We start from the raw sequence: 14,702 nt of genomic DNA on the forward strand, positions 1-14,702 counted from the left end.
CAGGGGATAACTGCCGTCGTCGGATCAGCGATAAAACGCATTTGATTAAAACCTAAGAAGATTTTATTACCTGATAATTAAGACATATCCGCTAAGTGTTTTTTGCCCTCTGCCGGGGTTGATAATGAAGTAATAGTTCCCTGCAGGGACAGCCTCTCCGTTACATTTTCCGTCCCAGGGCTTATAGATGCCTTTCATTTAAATGTGAAACTGATTTTTTTTCACAACGCAACTATTGTTCCCGTTAAAATAAAAATTTCTTGATTGTTTTTTTAGAATGAATAGCATGCAAACATGTCACTATTACTCTTATGCGGATGTAACTAATCAATATAAAATTCAGGTAGGATGCCCAATGGCGCGTCCGTCTGGCATGCTGATTAAAATACCAACTTGTTGGTATTGTCAAGGTTGACGGTAGGAAATATTTTAGCAATAGTCAAACACAACAAAATTAGTTTAGGTAAATGCCCCTATCAGCGAGTGAGAGGGGCATTTGATTTAACTATTACTTTTTCAGCAGGTCGTTTACCAGGGCGGTTAGCTTGTTCATACTTCTACTTACCTGCTCAACAAGAACAGGCAGCTTGGCTGTCGGTGCTGCTCCGGCAAACCGGAATAAACTTGTTCATTAACCATCAGTATCCCAATGTTCTTCACCAGGATAGAAATCTGAAAATTCAGGAACACACAGCAGGTAATTCCGGGAATTAGTAAAAGCATACATGTAGGCAATCGCCTCTCTGAAGAGTCCGATCTTTTTTTTTCGGCGCATTGCTGCTAAGCACCTCAAATACATATCCTGCTAATCTAATATATAATCGAATTTGACGCTGTCCCTGAAAAGGGAAACCCAATATATTGGCCCGGACTCATCAATGGTTTAGATATCCAGCATAGCGGTAAATTTTATTGAGATTCGATAGGGATGGATGTCAGTCTTTAACGGCTCAGGGGTGCATACAACACTTATTTGATTTCTAAATCCGGTGTAGCAGGTTAACCAGGCCCCGTTGATACTGTAGATGTCATAAATGGCGATTTACAATTATCTTATCTTAAACTCCCGGGATTTAGCGGAAGATCTACAGGTGGGTTAGCGTTTTCAGGAAATTCATCCTGTAAAGTTTCTTCTTTCTATTGCTCGTCTGGAGACCAGTAATTCGTGATAAATTCCACTTATGCTACCTGCTCATGATGGGAAAGCAAGCTGCCCTCATACTTCCATTCAGTCGCCGAAAGAAGAATTTTTCCAAGATAATCAGGGTTTCGGTCATCCGAGAATTTACGGGGCGGGCCCTCACTTTCCCCGGGCTCGGTAATCAAATGGGTTTCATCGCCAAAAGCGTCCTTGTAAATTTTGAAAAGCCCGGTAGGATGTAGTTTACCATTAACATCCTTATGCAAAGCGGGGTCAATGATCACGTAACGGTCAGTCCCGTCTGCAAGTGGGATAAGGGTTTGTACTGGATTAATCATATTAAGCTTGTTTTTTACTTTGCAAACTGTTCATCAGTTGTTCGTAAAGGTCATCATTTTTGGATGTTTTTGGTTTTAGTTTTTTGATGGCTGGGCGTTTACTAACCTTTCTATCACGGGTTCACTTGCAACTATATTATGGCTCGTCGCCCTCCGGAGAGAAGGCCTGACAGTGAGTGCGTGGACCTTCCTTAAACTTGGTGCAATCATCATGACTGTGGCACTTTTATTTGCATTAACGGCGATACGGCTCCTGTAAGAAGCTTCCGGCTTCAATGAAAATTAATCGCTGGCTATTGCCAAATCGAAATAAAATTTTGAACCCAAATTTGCTGTGCAGTCAACCAATATCCTGCTCTTATGAAACCGCAGGATCTCGGCTACTAAATAAAGCGAATATTCCGGAGCCCTTGATCAATGGATTTTAAAATGAAGTGAAAGGCATTCCGTTAAACTTTGGCCATGATTGATTTATCGATTAAGTACCAATAACATTTGAAATGTTAAAAACACAACTCTATGCTATAGAACGCACGGAATGACATGTTCAAGGGCACCGAAATATCCAATATCAGCTTGGTTATTCATCTTTTTTAGCTGAATTGATTACCGCTGTACATACCGCCTTTGTAAATGTGAGCCTGCTCATCGGTCAGGAACAAAACCAGTTCCGCACCCGAATTTGTCTTTACTTCAAAGCGTTCATCCCGGAAAATCAATCCCTCCTGTTTATGGAGTTGGATATCACTATTAACGGTTATGGCTCCCTGGTAAACATACAGAAGTCCGGTAAGTTGCTCTGCGGGAAAAACAGGTAAACTGGCCGAAGTTCCCGCAGCCAGCCGGTTGTCATAGATCCACGTCCGGCTGCTGAACTGGAAAGCGGCGTCCGCTGCTGGAGAAGCCAGCAAACGCCACTGCTGGTCGCTGTAAAGTTTCTCCAGGTCATGAAAAATCACCTGCGGTTTCAGATCTTTTTCACCCGGCCGGATGAAGATTTGCAATCCTTCATGCGACTCGGCAGTGCCGTCTATATCTTCTTCATGCTGAAAGAATTTACCCGCTTTCATCAACATCATACGGCCACCGCCAATGGTCTCCTGAAAACCCTCGGAGTCCCGATGTTGTACCTTTCCTGTTCGGAAATAAGAAAGAATTTCATCATTAACATGGGGATGCATCGCAATATGATGCCTGCCCTTGAAGGTCGCGTGATCGATACGCCCGATACTACCCAGGCCGGTATCGCCTTCCCCTAAAACCAAACCCGGGTAAAGTATCTTAATAGGGCCGTTACCGCGGAAAGCGCTGCTATTTATTTTCTGTAACATGGCAATTTGTTTTAAGCCGCGCCGGGTCATCGGCGCGGCATTTATCGATTAATTGAATAACAGGGAATAGATCTCATCGATAACGATCGGTTTGGCGATCTCGCCTTCTGGTGAGGCCCAGCTACCGATCAGTTCCGAAACGAACTGGCTGATGGTGGTGGTGCGAACGCCGTTCGCTTCCCATGTACTGCGGGCCACGTCTTCGGCGATCTGGGTTGGTGAACCACCGCCATCAATGACAACCTGTACGTCAAAGCCTTCTTTCTGCATGTCGATCGCCGGCCAGACGATACAAACGTCATTGGTAAGACCTGCCATAACGATGTTCTTCCGGTCGCCAGCCTCCTTTAGTACAGCTGCTTTAAAATCCACATCATCCCAGGCATTAGTGATACCCTGGCGTTTAATACGCTCCGCGTATTGCTGCGGCAATATTTCCTGCAGATCAGTGATTAGTGGGCCCTGCTGCATGTCTTCCTGGCTTGTGGTCAGCACGACGGGAATGTTCAGGCCTTTGGCCAACAGCGCCAGAGCACGGGCACGTGAAATAATCACATTATGCTGACGGTTAGCTGAAAAATTAATTGTTCCTTGTTGGTGGTCGATCAGTAATATGACGGTGTCTTCGATCTTAAACTTTTTCATATGCTTTGTGTTTTTTAATGTTTACAAAGCAAAAGTACCGGGCATGAGGCCCTCCGGACGATGACTTTTGTCACGAACGCTTGGTGACAAAGATCACGATGATCCTCAGCGTAGCGAACGTGATCGGGCCCTGCTCAGCGTTTCACGGGCGATGCCCAGATATGAGGCGATCTGGTGGGCAGGAAAACGTTGTACCAGCTCAGGGTACAGCCGCTCAAAGTGCTCATAGCGTTTAATGGCCGGCAGGCTGATGGTATCGTCCAGCCGTTTCTGGGAAGCAATGTGATTGTTTTCGCTCATCTGCCAGAACATGCCTTTGATCGCCGGTATCTCCAGCAGGTCGTCCAGCCGCTCTCGTGGCATCAGCAGGAGCTCCGTTTCTTCCCAGGCCTCAATAAAATATTTGGAGGGCGTACGGTTCATGTAACTGGCACGGTCCGTAATCCACCAGTTTTCAATAGCGAGTTGCAGGATATGTTCATCACCCAGTTCATCTACACTGAACTGCCGTGCTGCACCGCTGATAATAAAGCCCGTATTCGTACAAACTTTGCCCTCTTCCAGAAAATACTGTTTACGGCGCAGACGTTTGGGCAGCATTATCCCGCGGATCAGTTCTTTTTCCGCTTCGCTTAAGGTTTGCTTACCGTAATGCTGGATATAATTAAAAAGTGGTTCGTACATGGGGCTTTAAACAAAAATAACATTTTGTCTACATTTCGCATCAGCCAGTAGTTAATTAACACCACTATTCAATTTAAAGCTGCGGAAGTTTTTTATCTCATTGACACCAGAGAACTACTAAAGCTCTTTTGCGACAGGCTTGAGTAATTTATTAATCTGAAAATATCTTCTTATCATTTGCTGTCAGAAATAGTTAACTTTAATATCAATTAAGCCAAGATTGTGATTGATCGTGGAAAAGATCGGCGACACTGAATGGGTACAGATTGTGGAAACGGCCATTGACATAAAGGGTCGGTGATTTCATTATAGCGGGTTGACTAATAACCAGTCGGTGGCGGTGTCCCTGTCTTCAAAAAAGGCTACCCGGACGGTAGCATAAGCAGATGGGAGGCTCTTCCCGGCAGCAATGCGGCTGAAGGTGCTGGGGGAATAGATCCACGCGAACTTTTTCAGGCCGGCTTTTGCCATGGCTGGGAACCAAACTTCGGCACCCCAGTCTGAAGCTTCCGACCAGTTTCCCCTGACCAGCGTATTGTCGTTCAACACCAGTGAGCAATTATTTTTTTTCATCAGGTCAAGCAGCATTTCGCAACCTTTAACAACTGAATCGTAGTTCTGGTAACCTTTCCAGTCGACGTACATATACCGGCCTTTCTCCCGGTAATGAATGGAAATGAAACTCCCCTCGTAGTAGGTTTCCTGATCGGTCTCGAAGTCTGCAAAATGCTGCTTTCCGCTGAGCGGCAGCAAAAAATAAAAGGTAGATCCGCTTCCCGGCTCGCTTTCGATCCAGAAACTACCGCCGTGGCGTTTAACGATCTCGGCGGCGATGAACAATCCTAAGCCTAAGCCCTGGAAGCGTGCCGATGAATTATCCACCCTGTAAAAACGGTCGAACAGCCCTTTCAGATGTTCCTGCGCGATGCCGATTCCGAAATCCTGCACAGATACGATGATGTTCTGATTTTCTTTTGTACAGCGCACGATCACCTCGTTTGCGTCTGGTGAATATTTGACGGCATTACCGATCAGATTAACCAGTACCTGTTCGATACGATGCTGGTCTCCCCGGTAATTTACCTGGCAATCGGAGTCAAGGATGATCCTATGACTATTTGTGGTATGCTGCATACTTTCAACAACCTCCGCCAGCATCACCTTAAAGTCAAATTCCTCCCTGTTATAGGTCATTTTTCCAGCGTTGATGCGTGAAACATCGAGCAGATCATCGATCAGGCGGCCAAGCCTGTCAAGTTGCCGCTGGGCTTTGCCAATCATCGGTTTTATTCTCGGTTGCAGGCTGATTTCCCGCTGGGCGAGCTGGAAGAATGCTTTAACTGTAGTCAGCGGGGTTTTGAGTTCGTGGCTGGCAATGCTGATGAATTCATCTTTCTTAAATTCGTTGGTCTTCTGCAGGTGTATGTTGGTATTGGTACCAATCCATAACGTGATCTGCTCATTTTCGATTAGCGGCTGTGCTCGGGAGAGGTGCCAGTAATATTTGCCGTCGGCGAATCGCAGCCTGTATTCGGTCAGATATTCCCTTCCGTTATGCAGGCAACGGACCCATTTTTCCAGTGCGCCGGGCAGGTCGTCAGGATGTATATAGTCCTGCCATCCCGCGCCAACGATCTTTTCGTTGGATTGTTCCCCGAAGTCCGTACATACAACATCGTTAACATAAATCAATGAACCATCCGGATTGGCCGTCCAGACCTGTTGAGGGATGGCATTAAGCAGAAACCGGAAGCGTTCTTCACTTTGCTGTAAGCCGACGATGGTTTGTTCCAAAAGACCCTGCGTTTCGCTGAGTTCCTCGTTGCTTGTCGTGAGTTCCTCATTCATAGCGGCAATTTCTTCTGTAAGCGATTGCTGCTCGGTGTAACTCTGTTGCAGGAGTTGCCGGGATTCTACCATATCGGTAATGTCCGCGGCAGTAACAATGATCCCATTGACCTTTCCCCCGGGATCCCGTACCGGATCGTAATAAAAGCTGATATATTTAGTCAGCCGTCCGCTCTCGCTTTCGACATAAAATGTTTCTTCCTGCTGGCCGTAGGGTTCGCCCGTTTCATAAACCCGTTTAAGCAGTGCCGGAAATGGCTGGTCGATCAGTTCGGGCAATATATCAAAAAGCTTGCGCCCGATGATCTCCTCCAGTCGCTTATACCAGAAATCCGCAAGGGGACGGTTAGCGATCTCGACAATAAATTCGGGCCCGCGAAGGATCATCAGCGGATAATGCGAATTCATCACGAGGTCGCGAAGGTCCGCTTCAATTTTTTCAGAACGTTTACGGGCGGATACTAATTCTGTGACATCATAAGCGAAAACCATAATGCCGTCGGTTACACCGGTATTGTCAGAACGTGGCTGATAAGTAAAGTTAAAGTAACGGTCAGCAAGTTGACCGGTTTGCGGATCGGTTAAAGGAACGAACAGCTCGTTGCCCTCGTAGGCCATTCCTGTTTGGTAGACGGCCCGCAGGATATCACCGATAGGCTGGTCCTCGATCTCCGGCAACGCTTCGAAGATGGGGCGGCCGAGCAGTTCCCGTTCCGGAAGGAACTCCTGGTAACGGCCATTCACGAGTTCGAAAACAAGGTCCGGGCCGGAAAGGATACAGATGCCGGCAGGGGCGCGCATAAAAAACCGTTTTAGTTTATCCCGTTCCAGACGGATCTCTTCGGTCTTTTCGCTAACCCGAAATTCCAGATCGGCATTCAACCGGCTCAGATTCACCTGGGTTGAATGGAGTTCCTCATTCGTAGCAGCAAGTTCTTCATTGGCGGAAGCCAGTTCCTCATTAAGGCTTTGCTGGTCCTGATAAGCCATATTCAATTCGTAGGCCAATGCGTTGTTCAGTATCGTACCGACATGCAAGCCAACTGTGGTGATAAACAAACGGTAATCTTCGTCGAGTCTTTTACGGGCCGAGATACCGACAACGAGACGGCCGCACATTGCAGCATCTCCGTGCGAGATCGGAGCGGAAAACGCTTCAGCAATCGGCTCCGGCCAGTAATTGCTGACACTGTCAGTATATATGCTCTTAATAACCGGTATGTGCCCATTCGGAACCTTTTTCAACCGCGCTGCATCCCAGCAAGCCGCTGTCAGCAGAGATTCCTGCTCACCGTTTTGCGATCCGTAAAGTGCAAAACAAGGGATATCGGCTTCCGCCATCTGTAATGTCTCGTTAATAAGGCGAACGGCAGCCGGGAGATGGTGCGCTTCGTTCTTACGGTTCATCAGCGCAACTAACAACTGGTTCCGGCGGTCATTGATCACACGGAAAGTGGTTTCAATAACTGCGTTGAAAACACCGCCGGTGCTGCCGTCTGCTGCTTTTATGGGCGACAGGCTATAATCGAAATAACACTCCTCCGTATAGCCAAAGCGATGCATGTACAAAGGTGCGTCGGGACGTCGGTAGGATGCGCCGTTGAAAAGCACGGATTCAAATTCTTCCTTAAGCCCGGCCCATATCTCCGGCCAGACTGTTGCGCCTGGCTGCCCCAAAGCCCAAGGATGTTTTTTTCCGGGAATGGCACTCCATGGTTCGTTATAGATCAGGCTGAAATCCGGGCCCCAGTAAATAGCGATAGGAAAGCCGGAGTTAAGCACAATGCTTACAGCAGAGCGCAGGCTTTCCGGCCAGTTGCCGGGCTCACCTAAACTGGTGGCCGCCCAATTCGTTCGTTTGATCAGGTGGTGATGTTCACCATCCCCCGCTAAAAATGTATAATCTGAAGCCACTCTCGAAAATTATGTCGTTTGGAATATTCCAACTAATAACCCGAATTGAGGAATATTGTTGGCTAAAATGTTGTTTAAGGTTTATTCAAGAACCGTCATCGATTTACTTGAGGAAAGCGTTTTATCAGATCGCATTCAGAGAGCTCTATGAAAAAGCCCACAGTGATGCGGGCTGCTTGCGATATAGTTGTAGGGAGACTTTCGGTAATGTATTGCGCTTACAGTCAACTAATATAGTATTTTGGAACTAAAACACTGTGAATGATGACCAATTGATATTATATGCAGTCAGGTTACTTTAATTGAATTAACAATATTGTTACAGCGCAACATTCTGCAAAACAGTTCCGTTCATAAAATGTGACTCCACAAACGCGGCCTGCCAAAATTTTGCTAATTGAAGATTCCGAAATAGATACGGTCATCTTCAAACTGATGATTAAAAAAACGCTTCGTCATCCTGTTGTTGACACCTGCAAAAACGGACTCGCAGCAATAGAGAAGCTTATGACTTTGAAGGCGCAGGCTCCTGACCTTTTGCCTGACTATATTTTTCTTGATCTGGCTATGCCGGTGATGGATGGCTGGCAATTTATGGATGAGTATAACCGTTTGAATATTGATCCTTTGTGCAAGAGCAAAATTTATGTTTTATCATCGTCGATCGATCAGGCGGATATCATGAAATCACATGCAAATCCAAGGGTTGAAACCTTTTTATCCAAGCCAATTGATTTTACGAAAATTGAAGCCGTTTTCTTGTCAAATTAGGCCATGGCCGCGGACACGTACATTTTCCTTGCCCGGTTATAGGGTTTTTACCTATCCGGAAACTAACAATAGACTGACGACAATTTTCGCCGCGAACCCGGTAAACTTCCGGGGCTTTCCTACACATTTTGCGACTATTCTGGATCCGGCCCCCAATTAAAGGCCGGCCCGTAACATACCCGGCCTTAAAGTTAAAACAGGACAGCGTCTCGTTTAAATAGGACAATAAAAATATATTTCAATCGATAACTGACGATAACGATCGGTACCGCCGAATTTGATGATGTTAAGAAAAGCCGTCTTATACTGCATATTAAAAAATGTTGGAATAAGCCTCCTTTTAATCACCGCGGGTATGGATATTGATATCATTTAGATATGAACAAGCGGATACTTATCATTGATGACGACGAAGACATTTTAGATATCCTGCATGTGATTTTCCGGGATGAGGGTTTCAACGTTGTCGTTTCAAATACAGGTGAAGCAGCTAACAACATTCACATTATCAATCCTGATTTTATCTTGCTGGATGTACGCATAGCAGGATCAGAGAAAAGAGGAGACCAGATCTGCGCTGAAATTAAAGCTAATTATCCTGAAAATAAATTACCGGTTGTGCTTGTCTCAGCGGAAACCGATCTCGAGATGATTGCTAACCAATGCGGAGCCGATTTTTATATTAAAAAGCCTTTCGATATTTATGACCTTTTATTAAGGGTAAAAGCGCGCCTCGCCTGAAATAAAATCCCGGAAATTTCATCCTTAGCGTTTATTGCGATATGATATTTGTAATTTAGTTGAACCTATGGAAGAAAAATCAAACCAATCTAAACGTGGCCATATCTTCGTTGGACCGCAAAAACTAAGGGTTTATTTTATCAATAACCTCAACAAAATTTACGCCGCCAAAACGCACCTGATCAAACATCTTCCGGAGATTGCGGGGGAGGCTCATTTCGCAGACCTGCGTTCGGCGATCCTCGAAACTTTAGAAGACGTGGAAAAGCAGTTGGCCAGGATGGATATTATTTATACCATGTTGGAGGCAGATCGCGAAGGTGGTAATTTCAGCGGCCTGTCCGGGCTGATCGATGACGCTTTTGAAGACATTAAACTGCACAGTAAAGACGCTGAGTTGCGGGACCTTTCGATCGCGTTTTATCTCCAGAATATTGAAAGCATGGAAATGGCATCGTTTCAGGTTCTGGAAATGGCCGCTGTAAAGCTGAAAAACAAGCAGATTAAGCAACTGATTAGAGAAAACTATGATGAAGCAAAAGCTGACAGAACACTGTTGCTGTTAATTACTGCAAAATACGTTACCGCGAAATGATAACCATAGACGGTTGAAGTTGTAAAGATATCCGGGAGACTTTCGGTTAGAATAGTTTTTGGTTTAAGGCTCCGAATAACAAATGATAGCAATTTACAACAACTGGCCTGCAAGTTAAAGCCAGGTATTAATCAAAGTTGCCCTGCCAGGTCATCATCGCGATCGCTTCCCAGGAACAGTAAAACGAACCAAAGTAATAAGCCGATCAGCATCACTTGCCTGTGGCTACCGGGAACATGATGAATTTTGCCCGTTAGCAATAAGATGCTATCAAACAACATGACGCAGAACAACAGCGAAAAAAGCAGCGAGCCATAAAAACCGATATTCTCTTTCATGGCAGCTCCTCCAGATTCTTTAAACGGAAGATCTCTTTGGCAATAAGTTTGCAATTGAAACCGAGTTCTTCCAATGTGCAGCAGATACTTTTAATTTTTACCGGCAGGCTGTCAACCGTCTCCATGAGATCGATATGTAGCGGGCAGTTGGCCATCATATCGGGGTCGCCCTTAAGCTGCCGAAACAAATCGTGCGCCGCCTCACGCTCATTCCCGAAGAAGTACTGCCCGTAATCTACAAAGCCTTGTGTGGTTTTAAGGCTTAACAGGATGTAAAACTGTGTTTCCATAATGATGATAAAATCAAAAGGAACCCCGGCCTGCGGGGACCCAATTAATTCAATAAAAATTATTTAACACTTATTTGATCTCAATCTGGCGACGCACCGCTTTGGCTTCTTCGCGCTTAGCGATATCGATGCGAAGGATACCATCGGTATAGCTGGCCTCGATCCGGCCATGGTCGGCGCTGTCGGGCAATGTAAAGGAGCGCACAAAGGAACTGTAGCTGTATTCACGCTTACTGTAATTCTTTTGGTTATCCGCTTGTTCTGAGCTTTGTTCTACAGAGATGGTGAGCACATTTCTTTCCAGATTGAGTTTGAAATCATCCTTCTTCAATCCTGGCGCTGCCAACTCGACATGATAGTTGTTTTCACTTTCGCCAATGTTTACGGCAGGTACACGTGTCACCATTCGGTCGCTGAAAAAAGTATCGTTGAAGATCGAATCGAAAACGTCATTAAAGCCTGGCATTAATGAGTTGTTTGCTTTGTTGTTGAATTTAACTAAGGTCATGGCCTTTTCTCCTTTAAATTTTACTTTAAAAAACAATTGAACAAAAGATTAATTAAACTGAGAACTTAAATACAAGCCTCATGCCATGGCTGTAATTCTGAAATTTTTTCAGTTTTGAGCTGAAAAAATTTCAGCTTCAGTGCCAAAATTCCAGCGAAGACACATAAGCCCTAAGGAGATGCTTCCATTTCTTCGGTGCGCATTTCGTTAAATGCCATTTAGAAAAGCGCGCCGGAAACAGCGCGCTTTTTATTAAAATTAAATGAGACTGAGATCCATCTGATCAATTGACATATAGCTGAATCTTTTGCAGCAGAAAATCCAGGTCAAAAGGTTTAGCCATGAAATCGGTCGCACCTGCGTCCGCAGCAATTTGCTTTCCGTCACGGCTGGCCGATATGATGATCACCGGAAGTTCATGGGTCTTCGGGTTCTTGCGCAGGCTTTTCAATACCTGATCGCCCGACAATACCGGCATCCAGAGATCCAGCAATAAAAGGTCAGGATGCTCGCGGTCGATCACATCGTAAATGTGCAGGCTGTTTTGCACAGGAATAATCGTATAACCGCTACCTTCCAGGACGATCTCCAGCATATCCAATATGCCTTCATCGTCATCACATATCACTATCCTTTTCGTATCCATCAGGCTGCCTGTTTGTTTAAAGGAAGTGTAAAACTAAAAGTTGATCCCTTGCCGGGTTCGCTTTCCACCCAAAGAGTGCCGCCATGGTTTTTGATGATCTGGTCGCAGATATAAAGGCCGATCCCCATGCCCGGGAAACGCTGTTGTATTTCACCGACGCGGTAAAATCGGTCGAAGATCTTTTTTTGGTCCTCCACCCGGATGCCCATGCCCTGGTCTTTCACCGAGAATTTAACGAAATTGCTTACCCGAGAAAGGTACACTTCGATTTCTTTATGGTCGGGGGCGTATTTGATCGCGTTGGACAAGAGATTATTAATGACCTGCACAATATGCGATTCATCAGCAGATAGCATTTCACCGGTACTTCCGCTTACCTGGATCTGGTGGGATTTGGTGGCCGCCTGAATACTCTCAACCGCTTCATGAACACTCTTATCGAAGTCGAACAGGTCTTTGTGCAATTCGATATTGCCGGTCTGGATACGGGAAACGTCCAGCAGCTCGGCGATGAGGTTATTCAAACGATCCACATAAATACCAGTTTTGTCCAGAACGGATCTGAACCTTTCACCCAGTTCCGGCGGCACCATGCGCTGCATTATCTGCACCAGGCCTTTGATGGTGGTCAGTGGTGTTCTGAGTTCATGGCTGGCTATCGAGAGAAAATCATCTTTCCGTTTTTCGATCTCGCGGCGGTCCGTAATATCTTCAATAGCGATCAGAATCCGATCCTTGTACTGGCCTTCCAGCTCGATCCGGTGAGCGTTCAGCACCATCAGCTTCTTGCCAATATGCGGAAAGTCATGTTCTACTTCAAATTCTTCGACTGGGTTATTGGTCGGTAAAATATTTTCCAACAGTTCTTTCAGCGGTGCAATGTTCCATTGGCCATTACCGAGGTCATAAAGCAATTTTCCGATTGTATCTCCGGCGGTCACTTTAAAAGTTTTCAGGAAATGATCATTAACGCTTAATACCCGGAAATCAGAGTCCAGTACGATCAGGCTTTCTCTGACGGTCTGCACGATACTGGCGAGATAATCTTCACTTTCTTTCAGGCTTTGCGTACGTTCCGAAATGCGTTTTTCCATCAATTCCTGCTGATGACGGAGATCGAGCTCTGCCTTTTTGCGGCGGGTCACGTCATTTTGAACACCGATAAAATAGCTGACCCGGCCACGGTCATCTTTGATGGGCGACATGTATAGTTCATTATAGAACAAGGAGCCGTCCTTCCGGTAGTTCCGAATATCGACGATGCAGCTTACACCGTCGCGTATCGCTTTGCGCAGCGTCTCGCGCTCTTTCTGATCCCGGTCCTCCTTCTGCAAAAAACGACAGTTGTGTCCTATAATTTCATTCCGTTGATAACCGGAAATGGTTTCGAACGCCTTGTTACAATATATGATCGGATTGTCCGGCAAGCGGTTATCCGTTAAAATAATTCCGGAAATTGAAGCATCCAGCGCTTGTAAAAGCAGGCTGAAATCTTCTTTCGCCGTTTCATGAGAAATGTTAAACTCACCGTTGTGTAAACTGTCCACTGGAAAAAAGTTAATATTTAATATTTCGCCCGAACTATACAAAATCCTTGCCAGCGGTGATTTTTTCGGTGTAAACGATTGCTAAGGTTGTATCTCAGCGGTTATATTTTTATACGAGCGGCCGAAGAATTGCGGCTAGCCTATCGGGGCGTAAATCGTCGCCTCCTATAGCTTTTACCGAACCATAGCAAGCTTCCAGCATCATTTGCTGTATGTTTCTGCTGTTCACATTAACCCTGAAAAAAGCGTTGAGATGTTTGCGCTCTTCCGCTGAAATATCATTTTCAAACCAGCGAGGCATTGTATCATTGACTGAAGCCGGATAATCAACTACGCTTGAATTACACGCCGAATGTCCCGGCGAGGGCTAATACATGCCTTCATTTGTTAAAAAATGTTAAAGGTATTGTAAGAGTCTAAACATCCTTTTTTATTTGAATCATCAATTTTTAACCCTTAAACCAATTTTTAAAGCATTTTTTTAAAGCTATTATTAACCATTTTAGTCGTTGAATCATGTTATCCAGATTATCTACAACACCCTTAAGCGTTCTACGCCGCGCTTTTCAGTTTTTTTTCTTTCTTGTTTTATGTTCAAATGCCCGGGCACAGCAGTCTGGGTCAAATACAAAGTCTGCGTTCAATGCGAAACTCATCAATATAGAGGCCGCAACTAATGAAACATTCCGTTACAGTACCACATTACAGAACGGATCAGCCGAAGCGCAGGTCTATGATTTGCAGACCAGCCTGCCGCCAGGTTGGATGATAGCATGTAAGGTCGATGGCATCCAGGTGACCTCCATCAATATTGAGGCTGGTAAATCACGGGATATTTCGGTGGAGATAAATGCAGCGGCGGATGCCAGACCGGGAAAATATAAAATTCCAATTCGTGCCATATCAAGCAAGGACAGCCTGGCAGTAACACTTGAAGCGGTGGTCAGGGGGACATATAATGTTACCTTAACCACGCCGACGGGAAGGTTAAGCGAGGATGTTACTTCAGGAAGCCAGAAGCAGCTTCAGTTAATTGTAAAAAACCCGGGCTCCCTTTCCCTTAACAATGTACAGCTAACCAGCCAGTTGCCGCCAGGATGGGAAGCAACTTTTGAACCATCGGCTATTAACGAACTAAAGCCTGCCGAATCGCGAAATGTTACAGTGACCCTTAAAGTTCCGGATAAAACACTTGCCGGCGACTACGCTGCTACTTTAACCGCGTCAAACAGCAGCGCAAATTCGCAGGCGGCTTTCCGCATGGAAGTTAAAACATCGCTGCTTGCCGGTTGGTTGGGTATACTGGCTATCATGTTCGCCATTGGCATTGTTTACTACCTTATCCGCAAATACGGCCGAAGATAA

The 14,702-nt window shown here is 45.5% G+C and carries 15 protein-coding genes; 4 read left to right on the top strand and 11 right to left on the bottom strand.

The features are described 5' to 3' along the window. Positions 1–1,179 precede the first annotated feature (1,179 nt). From AC1DUD_RS27510 to AC1DUD_RS27530, 5 genes are all read right to left on the bottom strand, one after another. Complete coding sequence (locus AC1DUD_RS27510) at positions 1,180–1,479, bottom strand: hypothetical protein (protein WP_477380515.1); 300 nt, start codon at positions 1,477–1,479, stop codon at positions 1,180–1,182. A gap of 593 nt (positions 1,480–2,072) precedes the next feature. Next, positions 2,073–2,810 (bottom strand): pirin family protein, encoded by a 738-nt coding sequence (locus AC1DUD_RS27515; RefSeq protein ID WP_477380517.1) that lies wholly within the window; start codon positions 2,808–2,810, stop codon positions 2,073–2,075. A gap of 48 nt (positions 2,811–2,858) precedes the next feature. Continuing rightward, positions 2,859–3,455 (bottom strand): isochorismatase family protein, encoded by a 597-nt coding sequence (locus AC1DUD_RS27520; protein WP_477380519.1) that lies wholly within the window; start codon positions 3,453–3,455, stop codon positions 2,859–2,861. A gap of 105 nt (positions 3,456–3,560) precedes the next feature. After that, on the bottom strand, positions 3,561–4,139 hold the full coding sequence (locus AC1DUD_RS27525; RefSeq protein ID WP_477380521.1) for a Crp/Fnr family transcriptional regulator: 579 nt from the start codon (positions 4,137–4,139) through the stop codon (positions 3,561–3,563). A 306-nt stretch (positions 4,140–4,445) separates the two neighbouring features. Continuing rightward, a complete protein-coding gene (locus tag AC1DUD_RS27530; RefSeq protein WP_477380523.1) occupies positions 4,446–7,901 on the bottom strand; it encodes a PAS domain-containing protein in 3,456 nt (1,151 codons plus the stop codon). A 360-nt stretch (positions 7,902–8,261) separates the two neighbouring features. Between AC1DUD_RS27530 and AC1DUD_RS27535 the strand changes: the two genes are divergently transcribed. The 3 genes from AC1DUD_RS27535 (at position 8,262) to AC1DUD_RS27545 (ending at position 10,008) form a co-directional block, all read left to right on the top strand. Beyond that, positions 8,262–8,672, top strand: coding sequence for a response regulator (locus AC1DUD_RS27535; RefSeq protein ID WP_477380525.1), 411 nt, complete (start codon positions 8,262–8,264; stop codon positions 8,670–8,672). Positions 8,673–9,050: 378 nt separating this feature from the next. Continuing rightward, positions 9,051–9,413: a response regulator gene (locus AC1DUD_RS27540; RefSeq protein ID WP_477380527.1), complete on the top strand. Its 363-nt coding sequence runs from the start codon at positions 9,051–9,053 to the stop codon at positions 9,411–9,413. Positions 9,414–9,480: 67 nt separating this feature from the next. Beyond that, entirely contained in the window at positions 9,481–10,008 is a 528-nt protein-coding gene (locus tag AC1DUD_RS27545) for a DUF892 family protein (protein WP_477380529.1), read from the top strand. 131 nt (positions 10,009–10,139) lie between these two features. Here AC1DUD_RS27545 and AC1DUD_RS27550 read toward each other — a convergent pair whose 3' ends face one another. The 6 genes from AC1DUD_RS27550 to AC1DUD_RS27575 form a co-directional block, all read right to left on the bottom strand. Then, complete coding sequence (locus AC1DUD_RS27550; RefSeq protein WP_477380531.1) at positions 10,140–10,346, bottom strand: hypothetical protein; 207 nt, start codon at positions 10,344–10,346, stop codon at positions 10,140–10,142. Beyond that, positions 10,343–10,636 (bottom strand): hypothetical protein, encoded by a 294-nt coding sequence (locus AC1DUD_RS27555; RefSeq protein WP_477380533.1) that lies wholly within the window; start codon positions 10,634–10,636, stop codon positions 10,343–10,345. Before AC1DUD_RS27555 ends, AC1DUD_RS27550 begins: the two co-directional genes overlap by 4 nt. 70 nt (positions 10,637–10,706) lie before the next feature. Then, on the bottom strand, positions 10,707–11,144 hold the full coding sequence (locus AC1DUD_RS27560) for an Hsp20/alpha crystallin family protein (RefSeq protein ID WP_477380535.1): 438 nt from the start codon (positions 11,142–11,144) through the stop codon (positions 10,707–10,709). Between the two features lie 283 nt (positions 11,145–11,427). Beyond that, entirely contained in the window at positions 11,428–11,790 is a 363-nt protein-coding gene (locus AC1DUD_RS27565; protein ID WP_477380537.1) for a response regulator, read from the bottom strand. Continuing rightward, positions 11,790–13,337: a PAS domain-containing sensor histidine kinase gene (locus AC1DUD_RS27570; protein WP_477380539.1), complete on the bottom strand. Its 1,548-nt coding sequence runs from the start codon at positions 13,335–13,337 to the stop codon at positions 11,790–11,792. The genes AC1DUD_RS27565 and AC1DUD_RS27570 overlap by 1 nt, the downstream gene beginning before the upstream one ends. A gap of 109 nt (positions 13,338–13,446) precedes the next feature. Beyond that, positions 13,447–13,638, bottom strand: coding sequence for a hypothetical protein (locus AC1DUD_RS27575; protein ID WP_477380541.1), 192 nt, complete (start codon positions 13,636–13,638; stop codon positions 13,447–13,449). A 215-nt stretch (positions 13,639–13,853) separates the two neighbouring features. Here AC1DUD_RS27575 and AC1DUD_RS27580 point away from each other — a divergent pair, with 215 nt between their 5' ends. After that, positions 13,854–14,702 (top strand): COG1470 family protein, encoded by an 849-nt coding sequence (locus AC1DUD_RS27580; protein WP_477380543.1) that lies wholly within the window; start codon positions 13,854–13,856, stop codon positions 14,700–14,702.

The sequence above is a fragment of the Mucilaginibacter sp. P4_A11 genome, assembly GCF_056402535.1.

Excerpts from the sequence above, each read along its gene's own strand:
- AC1DUD_RS27510 (WP_477380515.1), bottom strand. The coding sequence starts at position 1,479 with ATGATTAATCCAGTACAAACCCTTATCCCACTTGCAGACGGGACTGAC.
- AC1DUD_RS27515 (WP_477380517.1), bottom strand. The coding sequence starts at position 2,810 with ATGTTACAGAAAATAAATAGCAGCGCTTTCCGCGGTAACGGCCCTATT.
- AC1DUD_RS27520 (WP_477380519.1), bottom strand. The coding sequence starts at position 3,455 with ATGAAAAAGTTTAAGATCGAAGACACCGTCATATTACTGATCGACCAC.
- AC1DUD_RS27525 (WP_477380521.1), bottom strand. The coding sequence starts at position 4,139 with ATGTACGAACCACTTTTTAATTATATCCAGCATTACGGTAAGCAAACC.
- AC1DUD_RS27540 (WP_477380527.1), top strand. The coding sequence starts at position 9,051 with ATGAACAAGCGGATACTTATCATTGATGACGACGAAGACATTTTAGAT.
- AC1DUD_RS27545 (WP_477380529.1), top strand. The coding sequence starts at position 9,481 with ATGGAAGAAAAATCAAACCAATCTAAACGTGGCCATATCTTCGTTGGA.
- AC1DUD_RS27550 (WP_477380531.1), bottom strand. The coding sequence starts at position 10,346 with ATGAAAGAGAATATCGGTTTTTATGGCTCGCTGCTTTTTTCGCTGTTG.
- AC1DUD_RS27555 (WP_477380533.1), bottom strand. The coding sequence starts at position 10,636 with ATGGAAACACAGTTTTACATCCTGTTAAGCCTTAAAACCACACAAGGC.
- AC1DUD_RS27560 (WP_477380535.1), bottom strand. The coding sequence starts at position 11,144 with ATGACCTTAGTTAAATTCAACAACAAAGCAAACAACTCATTAATGCCA.
- AC1DUD_RS27565 (WP_477380537.1), bottom strand. The coding sequence starts at position 11,790 with ATGGATACGAAAAGGATAGTGATATGTGATGACGATGAAGGCATATTG.
- AC1DUD_RS27575 (WP_477380541.1), bottom strand. The coding sequence starts at position 13,638 with ATGCCTCGCTGGTTTGAAAATGATATTTCAGCGGAAGAGCGCAAACAT.
- AC1DUD_RS27580 (WP_477380543.1), top strand. The coding sequence starts at position 13,854 with ATGTTATCCAGATTATCTACAACACCCTTAAGCGTTCTACGCCGCGCT.